The sequence below is a fragment of the Deinococcus sp. QL22 genome, from assembly GCF_023370075.1.
GTDB lineage: Bacteria > Deinococcota > Deinococci > Deinococcales > Deinococcaceae > Deinococcus.
Map to the genome: position 1 here is coordinate 598,715 of NZ_CP097149.1, position 16,874 is coordinate 615,588.

Below are 16,874 nucleotides of genomic sequence, written 5' to 3' on the forward strand. Positions count from 1 at the left end.
AAGGGTCTGAGAAGCCCTGTTGATCAGAGTTTGATGGGCAATGGTCATGGTTTTTGCAGTTCCCACTCACCACTGACCACTTACGGCTTTTAATCGTCTCCGCCCGCCATCGGCAGAGGCGTCAGCCCATGCAGCGAGACAGGTTGCAGCGGCGCGGGCCGAATCTGGCCCCGTTCGTCTACCCACTCGATGGCGTTGTCGCGGGCGTCGCTGTTGATGAAGGTGCGGAAGCGGGCCAAGCCTGCCGTGTCGGTGAGGGCGGCGGCCCATTCGTCTTCATAGGTGCCGACGTGGTGGGTTATGGCCGCGTCCAGATCGGCGCAGATACCCAATTTGTCGTCCACGATCACGGCCCGCAGGTAGTCCAACCCGCCCTCCAGGTTTTCCAGCCAGGTGCTGGTACGTTGCAGGCGGTCAGCGGTTCGCACGTAGAACATCAGGAAGCGGTCAAGCAGCGTGATCAGCGTGGTTTCATCCAGCCCCTCGGCCAGCAGCAGCGCGTGCTTGGGTGTGACGCCTCCGTTGCCACCCACATACAGGTTCCAGCCTTTTTCGGTGGCGATCAGGCCAAAGTCCTTACTGCGGGCCTCGGCGCATTCGCGGGTACAGCCGGATACCCCCGATTTGAGTTTGTGCGGGCTGCGCAGGCCCCGGTAGCGCAATTCCAGCCGGATGGCGAGGCTGGTGGAATCCTGCACCCCGTAGCGGCACCATGTCTGTCCCACACAGCTTTTGACCGTGCGTAAGCTTTTGCCGTATGCGTGCCCGCTCTCGAAGCCTGCCGCGATCAGGTCTGTCCAGATGGCGGGCAGATCGTCGCGCTGTGCGCCCAACAGGTCTATACGTTGCCCGCCCGTAATCTTGCAGTACAGGCCGAATTTGCGGGCCACTTCGCCAATAGCAATCAACCCTTCTGCCGTCACTTCTCCGCCGGGAATGCGCGGCATCACGCTGTAGGTGCCGTTTTTCTGGATATTGGCGAGAAAGGCGTCGTTGGTGTCTTGCAGCGGCGCGTGCTGGGGCTTCAGCACATACTCGTTGTGCAGGCTCGCCAAAATGCTCGCCACCGCTGGCTTGCACACTTCGCAGCCCATGCCGCTGCCGTGCGCCTCTAGCACTTCATCCCAGCTTTGCCAGCCCTTGACCCGAATCAGGTCGAAGAGTTCCTGACGCGAGTGCGGGTAGTGTTCGCAGAGGTGGTTGGACACGGTTTCGCCCAGCCGCCGCAGTTCCGTTTGCAGGAGGCCGTGCATCACTTGCACGCAACCGCCGCAGCCCGTGCCCGCGCCCGTGCATTTTTTCAGGCTCGCCACGTCCCGCGCACCGCCCGCAATGGCGCTGCACAAGGCGTCCGAGCGCACGTTTTCGCAGGAGCAGATCAGGGCGTTGGCAGATGCAGGTAAGGCCGCGCCACCGGGCATGGGCGGCACGATCAGCGTTTCGGGCGGCACGGTCAGGGGCGTGCCACTCAGCGTCAGGTCAAGCAGGTCGCTGTAGCGGGCCGTATCGCCCACCAGCAGGCCACCCAGCACGCGCAATCCGTCTTCCGACAGCACCAGTTTGCTGTACGTGTTCCGCACATTGTCGCTGAGGCTGACCGTGCGAGCGCCGGGGGTGGTGCCTTTGGCGTCGCCAAAACTACCCACTTCTACGCCCAGCAGCTTCAGCTTGGTAGAAAGGTCGGCCCCGGTAAAGCGGGCGCTTGAACCTTCATGAAGGCCCAGATCGGTAAGAACACTGGCGGCGGCCACTTTTGCCATGCTGTAACCGGGAGCCACCAGCCCATACACGCGCCCGTCGTGCAGCGCACATTCGCCCACCGCGTACACCGCCGGGTCAGAGGTCACGCAGCGGTCATCGATGGTGATTCCACCGCGCTCGCCTACGCTCAGGCCACTCGTGCGGGCCAGTTCGTCGCGGGGCCGAATCCCTGCCGAAAACACCACCAAGTCGGCAGGCAGGCTAGAGCCGTCGGCAAAGGCCAGCCCGGTCACCTGCCCGCTCTCATCCACCTGCACCTCAGAGGTGGCCTTGCCCACGTGCACGCCGATGCCCATGCCTTCAATCGTGCGGCGCAGCGTCGCGCCCCCTTCGGCGTCCAGTTGCGCGGGCATCAGCTGGGGGGCGAATTCCACCACATGCGTTTGCAGGCCCAGTTTGCCCAGTGCGCCCGCTGCTTCCAGCCCTAGCAACCCGCCGCCGATGACCACACCTGTGCTTTTTCCTGCGGCCTGCAATGCCTGCGCCGCCGTGCGAATGGCGTCCAGATCATCCAGCGTGCGGTACACGAAGCAGCCCGCCGCGTCTTTACCGGGCAGGGGCGGAACGAAGGGAAAGCTGCCCGTTGCCAGCACCAGCACGTCGTAACTCAGTTCAGTGTTCCCCACACTCACGCTGCGGGTGGTGTGGTTGATGTGGCTGGCGCGGCCAAACACCACATTCACGCCCAGTTCGGCGTAGCCCACAGGCGTCGCCAGCGCCAGATCGGGGCGCGGTTGGTCAAAATGGCTGCTCAGGTGCACCCGGTCATAGGCCAGCCGGAATTCCTCGCTGACGACGGTGACGCGTAGGCAAGCGGCGTCGGCCTGTGCGCGGAGTTGTTCTACAAAACGGTGGCTGACCATGCCGCTGCCCACGACGACGACGTGCGGCAAGGTGCTTTGGGCGACAGCTGGACTGGTGGGGTGCGACATCAAAAACCTCTCTCAAAGCGGGGGAAGGCCAGTACAGATCGGGCCAGTACAGATCGGGCCGGTACAGATTGGGACAGTACAGATCGGGCCGGTACAGATTGGGACAGTACAGATCGGAGCAGGGAGGCCGGGGGCAGGAAGGCCGACACGCACGCCGCGCCCCCTCTGCCCTCTATTGGGAACGATCTCAGACCGATTGTCAATAGATTTTCGAACAAACTGCAAATTCACCGGAACAGTGACAGAAGAATTTAGACGTGTATTGCTAGATGTCACCAAAAAACAGTTCGTTCTGCAAATTTGACCTTGACATAGACACAAGTACCCCGCAAGGTGAGGCCATGTCTGCGCCGCACGTCTCCGCTTCCAGTGTCTTGCCGCCCGCCGTGCCCCGGCTGGTGCGAACCACCTGCCCCTACTGCGCGGTGCAGTGCAACTTCGACTTGCACATCGAAAACAATTTGCCCGTGAAGATCACGCCCACCAAAGAATGCCCGGTGGCGCACGGCACGGTCTGCAAAAAGGGGCTGGCGGCCCTCAGCGATCTGCGCCACCCCGAACGCCTGACCACGCCGCTGCTCCGGAAAAACGGCGAACTCGTACCTGTGGGTTGGGCCGAGGCGCTGGCCTATGTGCGCGAAGCCCTGACGCCGCTACTGGCGGCCAATCCTGACGCGGTGGGCGTGTACGGCAGCGGCAGCCTCACCAACGAGAAGACCTACCTGCTGGGCAAATTTGCCCGCCTCGCGCTGAAAACGGCCAACATCGATTACAACGGGCGCTACTGCATGGCCTCGGCCAGCACGGCCCTGAACCGCACGGTGGGCTATGACCGGGGGCTGGGCTTCCCCCTGTCCGACATGGGCACCAGTGACCTGATTTTGCTGGTGGGCGCGAACATTGCCGAGACGCTGCCGCCCATCATGCAGTACCTCAAGGCCGCCAAAGACCGGGGGGCGCTGGTGTACGCCATCGATCCACGCGCTACCACCACCGCCAAAGTTGCGGGCAAACACTTGGGGATTCGGCCCGGGAGCGACGGCGTGCTGGCGCTGGGGCTGCTGCACCTGATGAAGCAGTGGGGCAAAATTCGGCCCACCGCCACCGCACACGGCCTGACCGAGGTGCTGCGCCAGGCCGACGACTACCCGCCCGCCCGCGTAGCCCACGAATGCGGCATTCCCGAAAGCGACTTTTTGGCGCTGGCCCACGCCTACGCGGGTGCCACCAAGCCCCTGATCCTCACCGGACGCGGCGCAGAGCAGCATGCCCACGGCACCGACACGGTTCACGCGCTGTTGAATCTGGCCTTTCTGACCGGGCATTTTGGCAAACCGGGCGGCGGCTACGGCACCCTGACCGGGCAGGGCAACGGGCAGGGCGGACGCGAACACGGCCAGAAAACTGACCAGTTGCCGGGCGCACGCAGCCTGCGCGATCCCCGCCACCGCGCCGAGATTGCCGCGCTGTGGAACTGCGATCCCGCCGAGTTGCCCCAACCCGGCAGGAGCGCACAGGAGTTGCTGAACGCCTGCGGCACAGACATAGAAGCCCTGATCGTGCTGGGGTCAAATCCGGTGGTCAGCGCGGCGGGGGCCGGATTCGTCACCGAACGCCTTCAGGCGCTGAAGCACCTGATCGTCATCGACTTTTTGCCCAGCGAAACGGCGCAGTTGGCAACCTTGGTGCTGCCCGGTTCCATGTGGTGCGAGGAAGAAGGCACGACCACCAATCTGGAAGGCCGGGTGCAGCGCCGCCGCAAAGCGATCACTGCGCCGGGAGCCGCCCGCGAAGACTGGCGCATCCTGTGCGATCTGGCCCACGCGGTAGGCCGTCCCAAAGGTTTCGAATACGCCACGTTCCGGGATTTGCAAGACGAATTCTTCCGGGCCACGCGCGGTGGCAAGGCCGATTACAGCGGTCTGAGTGCCGAGCGCCTTGACCGGGCCAGTGCCCAGTGGCCCGTGCCACACGCGGCTGGCCCCGATACGCCTTACGCCTACGCGCCCACCTACCCCACCGCCGATGGACTGGCAACCCTGCATCTGCCCACGCTGCCCGCATTCACGGCGTCGCCCCGCGCCCTCACCCTCACCACCGGACGCCTCGGCAACCAGTACCAGAGCGGCACCCAGACGCGCCGGAACGCAGGTTTGCGGGCTGAAAACACCGCCCAGATGCACCCCGATACGGCCCGCCAACATGGGCTGAAGGCAGGCGACGCCGTGACCCTGAAAACTGCTCATGGCAGTACCACCCTGCCCGTATCCATCACTCCCGGCATTCGCCCTGACACGGTGTTTTTGCCGTTCCACTGGCCGGAAACCGCCAATCTGCTCACCGATCCCCACACGCTCGACCCGCATTCCAAGATGCCCGCGTTCAAGGCCACGCCCGTCAGGCTGCACCCAGCCCATGCTGCGGCTGCAACCGAACCAATGCGGGGGGTGGGTCAACCTGTGATGCGCTGACTATCCAATTTGCCCGTTTTACCGCTCGACACCGTGTTCCCCGCGCCGTGTCCGCCCTCTCCTGTCTCTGTTGCGAGGTTTTGCCATGACATCTACCCCGATTTCCAGCCCTGCCGCCGAGCCGATCAGCCCCGATGCCCGCCGGGTGGTGGCGTGGAGTACCGCCGGATTTACGCTGATGTTTGCCGTGTGGGTCATGTTTGCCATCGTGGGCCTGCCCATTCGCAAAACCCTGGGCCTCAGCGATACTCAGTTCACGCTGCTGACCGCTATTCCCGTGCTGACCGGCTCGCTGCTGCGCCTGCCCGCTGGCCTGATGGCCGACCGAATCGGCGGCAAAAAGGTCTTCTTGGGCGTCACGCTGATTACGGCGGCTTTTGCCCTCGCTCTAGCGTTTGCCAACAGCTACAACACGCTGCTGGCATTGGCGCTGGGTGTGGGCCTCGCGGGGGTCAGCTTTGCGGTGGGCAACGCGTGGATTGCCCAGTGGGTTCCGGTGTCGCGCCGGGGGCTGGCACTCGGTACTTTTGGCGCGGGCAACGCGGGGGCCAGTATCACCAAGTTGCTTGCGCCGCTGCTGATTACGCTGATTCCGGTGGGCCTGCTGATTCCGGGCGGCTGGCATTTCGTCCCGTTCGTGTTCGCCATTTTGCTGGTGCTCATTGCCGCTCTTACCGCCCGCTTTACCCCCGCCGACGCCGCCGTGCGCCCGGTTCGCACCTTTGCCGACTGGATGCGGCCTCTCGGCAGCGCACAGGTTTGGCGCTTCGGGCTGTATTACGTGGTGTTTTTCGGCGCATACGTGGCCCTCAGCCTGTTTTTGCCCAAATACTATGTAGACCATTACGGCCTGCCGCTGGCACAGGCGGGCCTGCTTACCGCGCTGTTTATCTTTCCGGCCAGCCTGCTGCGGCCTCTCGGCGGCTACCTCAGCGACCGCTTTGGCCCGCGCAGCATCACGGTTGCCAGCTTTGCCGTAATGCTGCTGGGCCTGCTGCCCCTGATGCGCGAACTGCCCCTGACAGCGTTTATGCTGCTAACCACTGTGGTCGGCGTGGGCATGGGTGTGGGCAAAGCCAGCACCTATACGCTGGTGGCCCAGTGGTATCCGCGTGACATGGGCGTGGTGGGCGGCCTAGTGGGCTTGCTGGGCGGCCTCGGCGGATTTATCCTGCCCCTCGCGTTCGCCTTCCTGAAACCCAGCCTCGGCCCTCAGGCGGCGTTTATTACGCTGATGTTCGTCAGCCTGCTCAGCACCGCCGTGTTCGTGGCCAGCATGATGCGGCTGCGGGCGCTGGGGCGTCGGCCTAATTTTGCCTGATAGGGCGCAAAGGCGTCTAAGCGTCTAGGGTCGAAGGGTCTAAGCAACGGCGGATGCGTCTTTGCTTGGACCTTCTTCCTTTGGGGTGCGAAGAATCTATCGAGCGGCGTCCCACCCCAACACCTTAGACCCTTAGACAAAGCACGCATACACGCCTTCCCGCCCCACTTTCTGCGCTATGCTCTCCCCTGTCGTCACCGGGGGTGCCCTACAACGTTAGGGCTGAGACATACCCCAGGAACCTGATCCGGGTCATTCCGGCGGAGGGAGCGTGATGCGCGGAATGCTTGCCCAGTGCGGCCCCGTTCCGTGTGCCCTGCATCGTCAGGGAAACGCCCCCCTTCCTGACGCGAAGGGGCTTTTTTATGTTTATGCAAATTAGACGAGCAATGATCGTTACAGGACTGCTATTGGGCAGCGCGGCATCCGCCCAAACCACCCTCACCGTCATCTCTCACGACAGTTTCGAGGTAGATAAGGCGCTGGTGGCGGCCTTCGAGAAAGCCAATGCGACCCGCGTGCGCTTTGTGAAGGGCGGCGATGCGGGCGAGTTGTTGAACCGCCTGATCCTGACCCGCCGTGCGCCACTGGCCGACGTGGTGTACGGGCTGGACAATAGCCTGCTACCGCGTGCCCGCGCTGCCGGGGTGCTGGACGCCTACCGCTCGCCCGCGCTGAAGGCCGTGCCCGCCACCTACCGCATGGATGAGGCCAATGGCACGACGCTGCTGAACACGGTGGATTACGGCATCGTGGCCTTCAACTTTGACCGGGCCTGGTTCCAGAAAGTGGGGCTAGCCCTGCCCAAGACGCTGGATGACTTGAAGAATCCGGCCTATGCCAAACTGACGGTTGTTCCGTCCCCCGCGACCTCTAGCCCCGGTCTGGCCTTCCTGCTGGCGAGCGTGAACCAGTACGGCGAGGCGGGCGCGTGGAACTGGTGGCGCACCGTCCGCGCGGGCGGCATGAAGGTCACTCGCGGTTGGTCGGATGCGTACTACAAGGAGTTTACGCGCAATGGCGGCAAGTTTCCCATCGTGCTGAGCTATGCCAGCAGCCCCGCCGCCGAGGTCTTTTATGCCGAGGGATTCAGCGCGGCCAAGTTGCCCCAGCAATCGCCCACCGGGAACCTGTTGTTGCCGGGCAGTACCTTCTTGCAACTGGAAGGTGTGGGCGTTCTTAAGGGGGCCAAACAGCCCGGGCTGGCCCGCAAATTCGTGGACTTTATGCTGTCGGGGGGCGTACAGGCCGACCTTCCTACCCGGCTGTGGATTTATCCGGCGGTAGCAGGCACGCCGCTAAATCCGGTCTTCAAGTTTGCTGAGCAGCCCAAGCCCACGCCCATCAAACCCGCATTGCTCGCCAACCCTCAACGGCTGGTCGACGGCTGGGTGACGAATGTGCTGCGGCGCTAGAGCGTACAGATTTGGCTCTGAACTATGGACTGTGGGCTATGAATCCTGTCTTTCACGGCTCAGAGCTTCTGGCTCATGGCCCGCCTAACCACCTTCCTGCTGGCCCTCCTGCCCCTGACCTTCATGGCCCTGCTGCTGGCGCTTCCGCTGGGGCGCACGCTGGCTGAGGGCGGAGTGAATCTGGGCGTGTGGCGCGATCCGTATTTCGTGGGACGCCTGGGCTGGACGCTGGGGCAGGCGCTGGGCACGGCGGCAGTGGCGCTGGCGGTGGGCGGGCCGCTGGCCTATCTGCTGTCTCGCTGGAATGTGCCGGGCCGGGCGGTGTTTCTGCGTTTCCTGCTGCTGCCGTTCGTGACGCCCACACTGGTCGCTGTACTGGGGCTGACCGCCTTACTGGGGCCACAGGGATGGATCACCCGCCTGACCGGAATAGACCTGAGCGACGGCCCCGGCCTGCTCTTATTGGGCAACCTGTTTTTCAATCTGCCCGTGATGATTCGGCTGGCGCACGCGGGATTTTCACGGGTTCCGCCTCACCTGATCGGCGCGGCACGCTCTTTGGGTGCATCGGGGTGGAAGGCCGCGTGGACGGTAGCACTCCCATTGGCCCTGCCCGGACTGGCCGCCGGATTTATCTTGGTGTTCCTCTATTCGGCCCTCAGCTTCGGCCTGCCGCTCACGCTGGGCGGCGAGCGCTACAGCACGCTGGAAGTGGAGATTTACACCCTGACCGCCTACCAACTGCGCCTGCCGGAAGCCTCGGCCCTGATCGTGGGTCAACTGCTACTGACGGGCGCGGCGACGTGGGCCTATGTCGCCCTGACACGCGGGGGCGCAGGCATCAGTGGGCGGGGGCTGGTGCCTGCACGTGGGGGCACACGGGCCGTGATCTGGACACTCATGGGCGGCGTGTCGCTGATCTGCTTTGGGCCTCTGCTGGCGGTGGTGGCCCGCAGTCTGATCAGCACGAGCGGCCCCAGTCTCACCGCGTGGCAGGCCGTTCTCAGCAACCCCGAAACGTGGACTCTGGTGGGCAATACCCTGCGTTTTGGCGTGCTGGCACTGTTCGGCGCGGTGCTGCTGGGCGGGCTACACGCTCTGGCCGCCTGGCGGGCGCGGGGGCCAATTTCCCGTGTACTGGACGGCTTATCGCTGCTGCCGCTGATGGTGTCTCCCGTCAGTCTGGCGGTGGGCTACCTGCTGGCGTATCCGGCGCTGTCAGCCACATTGCCCATGCTGATCGGGGCCTATACGCTGCTGGGAATGCCCTTGGTCACACGCAGCCTGCTTCCGGCCCTGCGGGCGCTGCCCCCGCGCACCCTGGAAGCCGCCCGGACACTCGGCGCAGGTAGCTACACGGTGTGGCGCACAGTCACATTTCCCCTGACGCTTCCGGCCCTGCGAGGCGGCGCGGCATTGGCCCTGGCCACCGTGCTGGGCGAGTTCGGGGCCACGTTGGTGCTGACCCGCCCAGAGTGGGCCACCCTCAGCACCGGCCTGTATGACCGCCTGGGCCGTCCTGGAGAACGTAACCTCACCGAAGCCTGCGCTCTGGCGACCTTGCTGCTGGTGCTGGCCGTGCTGGCTTTTACGCTGCTGGACGGCGGGGAAGGGGAAGTAACGTGAAGAAGGATTGGGGAATGAATGTGGGGCCTGGGCATTGGCTGGGGTGCTTTAGAGTGTGGAATCCTTGGGAATCGTGCAATCGATGAATAGCACTCTTCCTGCCGCACTGGACGCCCGAAACCTCAGCAAACGCTACGGCGGCCGGCAGGGTGTTCAGGCTGCAAAAGACGTATCGCTCAGCGTACAGGCAGGCGAAACGGTGGCGCTGCTGGGGCCGAGTGGCTGTGGCAAAAGCACGGTCTTACGGATGATCGCGGGGCTGGAAGTTCCCGATGTGGGAACCGTACAGATCGGCGGACGGGACGTGACGGCCCTGCCCCCCGAAGCGCGGCACATCGGGCTGGTATTTCAGGATTACGCGCTGTTTCCCCATTTAAGCGTGCTGGACAATGTGGCTTACGGCCCCCGCGTGCGTGGCCTGCCCCGGCCCCAAGCTCGGGCACAGGCACAGGAGGCCTTGACGCTGGTAAATCTGGCCGAGTTCGGGGGCCGACGCGTGACCGAACTCAGCGGGGGGCAGGCGCAACGGGTGGCGCTGGCACGGGCATTGGCCACCGCCTCTCCGCTGTTGCTGCTGGATGAACCCCTCAGCAACCTGGATGAACGCCTGCGGGCCGAAATGCGGGGCGAGTTGCGGGCGCTGTTTGCACGGGTGGGCGCGGGCGTGCTGCTGGTCACGCACGATCAGCGCGAAGCGTTGGCGTTGGCGGGCCGTGTAGCGGTCATGCGGGCGGGCCAAATTGTGCAGCAGGGCGCGGCACAGGACGTGTTCCGGCATCCGGCGACGGCGTGGGTGGCGGCGTTCCTGGGCCAGGCCAACCTGTGGCCGCAACCGGGCGGCGTGTGCTTGCTGGTGCCAGAACAGGCCTTGACTTTGGGCGAAGGTGAGCCTTATCCGGTCACGTCCCGCCAGCCCCACGATTCCGGCGAAACCGTGACGGTAGCGCACCCACGCGGCCCTCTCACGCTGAATCTCAGCCCCCGCGAAAGCCTGCAGATTGTGGATAGACAGTTGCGGGTGTGGGTGAATGAGGGGCAACTTCAGCGCTTGGTGGATGACCGGGAAGCCGTGTCAGAGAGACAAGCATGATCGCTTGGATTCTGGTCGGGGGCCGCCTGACGCCGACGCCTCTGCTGGCGGCGTTGCCCCAGCCCGCGCTGGTGGTCGCCGCCGATGGGGGCGCACGGCACGCGGCGGCACTTGGGGTGGCCGTAGACGTGTGGGTGGGCGATTTCGACAGTTCGGCAGACGTGCATCTCGACGCCCCACGCGAGGTTCACCCGGCGGCCAAGGACGAGACCGACGCAGAACTGGCCGTGCGGGTGGCCCTGGAACGCGGCGCGACTGCACTGGTGTTTATCGGGGCTTTCGGGGGCCGCTTTGACCATACGGCGGCCCTGATGCTGGGCGGGATTCGGCTGGCACGGGAAGGCTGGCCCGTGATTCTCACCAGCGGCGACGAATGGGGCTGGCCGCTGCTGCCCGCCGCTGCCCTTGCGCTAGAGCTGAAAACGGAGTTGACCCTGAGTGTGCTGGCCTTCTCCAACCTGCGCGGCCTGAGCCTCGGCGGAGTGCGCTGGCCCCTGCACCGCGCCGATGTGCCGCTGGGCAGCGGGTGGACTGTGAGCAACGAAACCACCGGAGAAACTGTGACCGCCACGTTGGAAGAGGGCTGGGGATTGGTGACGGTGTTGGCGGGCGGGACGGAAATGGCAGGGGGTTGAGATCGGGACGACAGCAAACACAGCCCCGCCACTGCATCCGGCGGGGCTGTGTTTGGCGTTTGCGAGGACGCGAGAGCAACAGCTGAATTGACGATTCTTGGCTAGCCTGGGAGGGCAACCCCGTCGCTGGCGCAACGCCCCCCTCAGAACTGGGGAGAAGTGCATTCTGTCCTCCCCTGCCCGGCAACCGTTACAAGTTGCCGATCAATGCAGAGATCAAGAAGAAATCAAGCCCACCACGGCCTCAGTTGACCACACAGGCCGCCACGCCTGCACGGGGAGCGCGGGTATATTTGCAGCCGTAGTTCGGGTCGGCCACCACGTTGGGCGTGGTCACGTCGTCGCCCGCAGGCTTCACGCCCGTTTTCTCCCACGTCACCAGATCGGTAAACGCCTCTACAAGTTCAGCGGCATTGAATTCGCAGTGCCCCGCAGCCCGGATGGCGCGTTGCACCAAGCGGTCACCATTTCCGGCAGCAATGGCAGCAGCACGGTATTTTTGCTGGTGGGCAAACGGCACATAAAAGTCTCCGAGCGTGTGCATGGTCAGCACGGGCACACTGAATTCGCCATTGATCCGGGGCAGCCAGCGCACAGCGTCGGCGCGGGCCGGGTTGGGGTTGACGTCTCCCTTCACACGCAGAATGCTGGCATTAAAGGCGGCCTCGGCAGCGGTAGGCGTTGCGCCCGCCGTCCAGCGGTAGGACACGTTGGTGTTGTCATACAGGTTGCGGGGCAGGATTCCGGTGACTGTGCCGTCTGCGCCGCCGGTGCCCAGCACGGCGCTTTGCCAGGTAGCGCTGCGGAATCCGAGTTCGAATACGGGGCGGTCTCCGCCCGTCAGGTTGCGGGCAATCTCACGGAGTTTTGCGCCCTGCACACTGTTTTCTTGCCACTGTGCACCCTCGGTGCTGCTAAACAGGGCTGCTTTGATGTCGGGCAGGAGGGTTTGGTAGTCGGTTTGCGGGAAGATGCGGGGGCCAAAGCCTGCAAGTTGCGCCGCCGCCAGCGTGTAATCGCCGAGCCACTGGAACTCATATTCTTCGTCCATCACGCCGCAAAGGGGTAACGACGCAGCATAGGTGGTTTTATTCTTGGCGCTGGCCTGCGTTTCCTTTTCCACGGCGGCTCCGGCCACATGCCCGCCCATGCTGACGCCCATAATCAGCGTTTTGGTAGGCGCAGCGTGCTTGCCCCCGGTCAGGCTGACAAAGGCATTGGCGAGGGCATTGGTGTCTTCTACGCCTGCCTGCACATCGTAATAGTTGGCGCTGTAGCTGCTGGCGGCCCACGCATAGCCCTGAGACAGCAGGAAGGGCCGCAGTGACGGAGCCTGCACCCGCAACTCTGCGCCCGTGCCCGCGTAGCCGTGCGCGTACATCACGAGTTGTCCGTTCCAGTTGGCGGGAACCTCTATGGCGTAGCTGGCCTCTCCCCGAATTCCGGGGTATTTGCCCTGATAGAGCGCCGCGCCGGGCGTTGCGGTCAGGGTAGGCACGACAGCGGTAAATGTGCGGGTGTCCTGGGTACGGGTTTCGGCCACAGGCGGGGCAACGGGTTGGGTGCAGGCGGCCAGGGTCAGGGCCGAAAGAAGCAGGGCAGAGCCGGAGCGGGCAGTCAGGAAGACAGAACGGATCATAGTAAACCTCCGCAAGAGTGCAGTAAAGCCCGCACATCTAGGTTGTTAAGACCCACCGAGTGTAGCGCAAGACAGACCCGCCGGGAACCTTATTCATGTTCAGCCCGTACCCTAGGGGCATGAGACGAAGAGGAGTAGGTTTTGGCTGCCTGGGCTGCGGCGGCGGCACGCTGTTGGTGCTGGCGTTATTGGGGGCGGCAGCGTGGTTTCTGGTGATTCAGCCTGCACGCAGCTTTTTGGCAAATTGGCAGGGCGCACCCGCGCAGACGCAAACACAGACCGGAGCAGGCAATTCCAGCACCACGATTACGCCGCCGCCCTCATCTGGTACGGCCACCACCGTCAATACCACTAACCCGCTGACCAAAGCCGACGTTCAAAAATTCGTGCGTATTCGGCGCGACGTGCGGAGCGCACTGGGCAGCAGCTTTACGGGCCTGCAAACCGTCTGGACAGACGTGCAGAACGGCGCGACGCCCAATATTTTGCAGGTGGTCAACATTTTGCGTGAGGTCGGCGGCAGCGTGGGGGCAGCCCGCACCGCGCAGGCCACAGCCCTGGCCCGCGAAGGCATGACCACCGAACGCTACGCCGCTGTGCGGGGGGACGTAAACCGTGCTCTCGGCGTGCCCACCGTGGATTTTGCTCAGGCCGCATCTGCCTTGCAGCAGGGCCGCTTGCCCGATCTGAACACCACCGTGCAGGCCGCAGACCCGCAGGCGCAAGCTTTGGTGAATCCTTTCAAGACCGAATTGCTGACGACAGCGGCAGTGGGATTGCTGGGGCTGTAAATCTGCAAGCAAGACTCGGTTAAATTTCGGGCTGGACGGACTGGAGAAGGTTTCAGCCGTCCAGTTTTTTTTGGCCGAGCTGAGAGTCGTAGCGTTACGGAGCAGCGGGGATGGGCAGGCTGAGCGTTCTAGACGGCGTTTTAAGAGGTCTGTTCTCTATCACTCGATACCACCGATACTCTTGAGAATACGGATTCGCCGTCATACACCAAGCCGATCCCTCCGCGACTGTGCTGACCCCCAATCTCACCCCCCGTTGGCCCCGCGTTCAGACTGTCTGCCCTCTCGCCGCACGTCTCATCAGGGTTCGGTAAGGTGTGCCGTATGACGGCGAATCCTGAGATTCTTTCCACTCCTTCTTCTGCTACAACCAGCACAACGCAGTCGGAAGCCCTGTTTGCGCGGGCACAGGCGGTCACTCCCGGCGGCGTAAACAGTCCGGTGCGGGCCTTTCGCAGCGTAGGAGGCACACCGCGTTTTGTCGCGCGGGCCAACGGCGCGATTCTGACCGATGCAGACGGCAACGACTACATAGATCACATCGGCTCGTGGGGGCCGATGATCTTGGGCCACAACCTGCCCGCCGTGCGCGAAGCCGTGATAGAGGCGTTGGCGGGCGGCACCAGCTTCGGCGCTCCCGGCGAGCGTGAGGTCTTGCTGGGCGAGGCCGTGACGCGAATTACCGGGGTAGACCGCGTGCGATTTGTGAACAGCGGCACCGAAGCGACCATGAGCGCCCTGCGTCTGGCACGAGGTTTTACAGGCCGCAAGTACATTCTGAAGTTTCGCGGCAACTATCACGGCCACGCTGACGGTCTGTTGGTGGAAGCGGGCAGTGGCCTGATGACCGACGCGGTAGCCGATGGAGGGCAACTGAACCGCCAGGGCTTGGGCCAAGCGGCCCCCAGCAGCGCGGGTGTGCCGGAAGAATACGCGGCCCTCACGTTGGTCAGCGAGTACAACGACCCCGCCGCGCTGGACGCCCTGATGACGGCTCGTGGGCACGAGATCGCCGCCGTGATTTTTGAGCCGGTGGTAGGCAATGCCGGGGTGCTAATTCCTACCCCCGAATTCCTAGACGCCCTGCACCGCGTTCAGGCGGCGGGCGTGCTCCTGATTGCCGATGAAGTGATGACCGGCTTCCGTCTGAGCCTGCGCGGAGCCACCGGGCTGTTGGGGCTGCGGCCTGACCTGACCTGCTGGGGCAAAATCATCGGCGGCGGGCTGCCTGTGGGTGCATACGGCGGGCGGGCGGAAGTGATGAATTTCGTGTCTCCGCAAGGCCCGGTCTATCAGGCGGGAACCCTGAGCGGCAACCCGCTGGCAATGGCGGCGGGGTTGGCGATGCTGGGCGCACTGGAAGCCGACCCCGGCGTGTACGAGCGCCTGAATACCTATACGGCCCAGTTGGCTGAAGGGCTGAAAACTGGGGCTACGGCAGCAGGCGTCCCCATCAGCGTGAACCAGATCGGCTCCATGCTCACGGCCTTTCACAGCAGCGCCCCGCACGGCAGTATCCGCACCTACACCGACGCCGCCCGTAGCGACACCGCCGCCTTCGCGGGCTGGTTTCAGGGCATGCTGGCACGCGGAATCTACTGGGCACCGTCGCAATTCGAGAGCATTTTTGTGAGTGCCGCCCACACCGACGCGCACCTAAACGCCACGCTGGAAGCCGCTGCACAGGCCTACGCCGCCCTCAATCTGGCCCCAAGAGGAGAACAATGACCCTACTCACCTCCACCGCCGACGTGATTCGCGTGCTGACCGAACACAAAACCATTGCCGTGATCGGTTTTCACCGCGACACCGTAAAGCCCGCCCACTACGTCCCCGAATACATGCACCGGCAGGGCTATAGCGTCATTCCGGTGAATCCGTCGCTGGCGGCGCGGGGTGAGAGCTTTTTTGGGCAAAAGGCGGTATCTACGCTGGCCGAAATTGCCACGCCTGTAGACGTGGTGGAAGTCTTCCGGCGCAGCGACAAGGTGCACGACCATCTGGCCGATATTCTGGCAATGAATCCGCTGCCCAAGGTGGTGTGGCTGCAACTGGGCATCCGTGACGACGCCACCGCGCAGGAGTTGGCGGCGCACGGCATAGACGTGATTCAAGACCGCTGCATGCTGGCCGATCACCGGGCGCTGCTTTGACCGCACACCATCCAGCCCCCGACTTGCTGATCATCGGTGCGGGTCTAGCGGGACTGGCCTGTGCGCGGGACGCTGCGGGCGCGGGCCTGCGCGTGAAGGTACTGGACAAATCCAAGGGCGTTTCGGGGAGGGCGTCTACCCGCCGGATGCCTTTGGAGGATGGCCGCGAAGCACGACTGGATCACGGCGCACGCTTTTTTACGGCCCGGCATGACCGCACAAAAGCTTTAGCAGAAGCAGGCCTCCGCGAAGGCTGGCTAAGCGAATGGACGCGCACGGTCAGCGAGTGGCAGGGCGGCGAGCTTCATACGCCCGCAGACGGCCACCCCCGTTACGCGCCCGCCGAAGGATTCAGTGGTATGGGCCGCGCCCTCGCACGCGGGCTGGACGTACAAACCGATACCGAAGTGACCAGCTTGGAGCGCCGGGGCAACGGTTGGCGCGTGCATACCCGCGACGGCGCAAGCTGGGAGGCCCCGCGCCTGATCCTCAGTTTGCCTGCTCCACAAGTGGCCGCCCTGCTGGAAGACCACGATATTGGCGACGCTGCCGAAACGGTGGGCCGCGTGCGCTTCGATCCGTGCTGGGCGGCGGGCGTGGTGCTGGAGCAAGACTTGGAGGGCCACTCTTGGCCTGCTCTGAAACTTACCGGACACCCGGTGCTGGACTGGATCGCCCGCGAACACACCAAACGCGCCCCCGGCCACCCGCCCGCGCTGATGCTGCACGCCGGGGCCGACTGGTCACGCGCCAACCTGGAGCGCCGCCCCGACGAGGTGTTGCCGGAATTGTTGGGAGCGGCGGCAGAGGTACTGGGCCAATCGCTGCCTCATCTGCACGCCTTTGCCCACCGCTGGCGCTACGCCACGCCCACCGCCCGCGTGCCTGCCCCCTGCCACTGGGATGAAGACCTGAATCTCGGCTGGTGCGGCGATTGGCTGACGCCCGATCCGCACGGCCCAAGGGTAGAAGCGGCCTTATTGAGTGGCTGGCGCTTGGCGGCGAGGGTGGGGGCTGGATCGTAGTGGGTGGGTTGTGGA

At 64.2% G+C, this 16,874-nt stretch carries 12 protein-coding genes and 1 riboswitch; of the genes, 10 read left to right on the forward strand and 2 right to left on the reverse strand.

The annotated features are described in order from the left end of the window. Positions 1-89: 89 nt before the first annotated feature. Entirely contained in the window at positions 90-2,693 is a 2,604-nt protein-coding gene (gene nirB / locus M1R55_RS02870) for a nitrite reductase large subunit NirB (protein WP_249393244.1), read from the reverse strand. A 341-nt stretch (positions 2,694-3,034) separates the two neighbouring features. Here nirB and M1R55_RS02875 point away from each other — a divergent pair, with 341 nt between their 5' ends. The 6 genes from M1R55_RS02875 (at position 3,035) to M1R55_RS02900 (ending at position 11,251) form a co-directional block, all read left to right on the forward strand. Further along, complete coding sequence (locus M1R55_RS02875) at positions 3,035-5,164, forward strand: molybdopterin oxidoreductase family protein (RefSeq protein WP_249393245.1); 2,130 nt, start codon at positions 3,035-3,037, stop codon at positions 5,162-5,164. Positions 5,165-5,249: 85 nt separating this feature from the next. Then, positions 5,250-6,485, forward strand: a complete 1,236-nt coding sequence (locus M1R55_RS02880) for a nitrate/nitrite transporter (protein ID WP_249393246.1) — start codon at positions 5,250-5,252, stop codon at positions 6,483-6,485. 189 nt (positions 6,486-6,674) lie between these two features. Then, a riboswitch (TPP riboswitch) is annotated at positions 6,675-6,772 on the forward strand. Between the two features lie 102 nt (positions 6,773-6,874). Beyond that, positions 6,875-7,900, forward strand: a complete 1,026-nt coding sequence (locus M1R55_RS02885) for a thiamine ABC transporter substrate-binding protein (protein ID WP_249393247.1) — start codon at positions 6,875-6,877, stop codon at positions 7,898-7,900. A 75-nt stretch (positions 7,901-7,975) separates the two neighbouring features. Beyond that, complete coding sequence (locus tag M1R55_RS02890; protein WP_249393248.1) at positions 7,976-9,526, forward strand: iron ABC transporter permease; 1,551 nt, start codon at positions 7,976-7,978, stop codon at positions 9,524-9,526. 82 nt (positions 9,527-9,608) lie between these two features. Then, positions 9,609-10,616 (forward strand): ABC transporter ATP-binding protein, encoded by a 1,008-nt coding sequence (locus M1R55_RS02895; RefSeq protein WP_249393249.1) that lies wholly within the window; start codon positions 9,609-9,611, stop codon positions 10,614-10,616. Then, a complete protein-coding gene (locus tag M1R55_RS02900; protein WP_249393250.1) occupies positions 10,613-11,251 on the forward strand; it encodes a thiamine diphosphokinase in 639 nt (212 codons plus the stop codon). The genes M1R55_RS02895 and M1R55_RS02900 overlap by 4 nt, the downstream gene beginning before the upstream one ends. Positions 11,252-11,495: 244 nt before the next feature. Here M1R55_RS02900 and M1R55_RS02905 read toward each other — a convergent pair whose 3' ends face one another. Beyond that, on the reverse strand, positions 11,496-12,890 hold the full coding sequence (locus M1R55_RS02905) for an alpha/beta hydrolase (RefSeq protein ID WP_249393251.1): 1,395 nt from the start codon (positions 12,888-12,890) through the stop codon (positions 11,496-11,498). Positions 12,891-13,009: 119 nt separating this feature from the next. Here M1R55_RS02905 and M1R55_RS02910 point away from each other — a divergent pair, with 119 nt between their 5' ends. From M1R55_RS02910 to M1R55_RS02925, 4 genes are all read left to right on the forward strand, one after another. After that, entirely contained in the window at positions 13,010-13,681 is a 672-nt protein-coding gene (locus M1R55_RS02910; protein WP_249393252.1) for a hypothetical protein, read from the forward strand. Between the two features lie 324 nt (positions 13,682-14,005). After that, positions 14,006-15,409 carry a glutamate-1-semialdehyde 2,1-aminomutase gene (gene hemL, locus M1R55_RS02915; protein WP_249393253.1) on the forward strand — a complete coding sequence of 468 codons (1,404 nt, stop codon included), beginning with the start codon at positions 14,006-14,008 and terminating at the stop codon, positions 15,407-15,409. Next, positions 15,406-15,834, forward strand: a complete 429-nt coding sequence (locus M1R55_RS02920) for a CoA-binding protein (RefSeq protein WP_249393254.1) — start codon at positions 15,406-15,408, stop codon at positions 15,832-15,834. The genes hemL and M1R55_RS02920 overlap by 4 nt, the downstream gene beginning before the upstream one ends. Continuing rightward, positions 15,831-16,859 carry an NAD(P)/FAD-dependent oxidoreductase gene (locus tag M1R55_RS02925; protein ID WP_249393255.1) on the forward strand — a complete coding sequence of 343 codons (1,029 nt, stop codon included), beginning with the start codon at positions 15,831-15,833 and terminating at the stop codon, positions 16,857-16,859. Before M1R55_RS02920 ends, M1R55_RS02925 begins: the two co-directional genes overlap by 4 nt. Positions 16,860-16,874 lie beyond the last annotated feature (15 nt).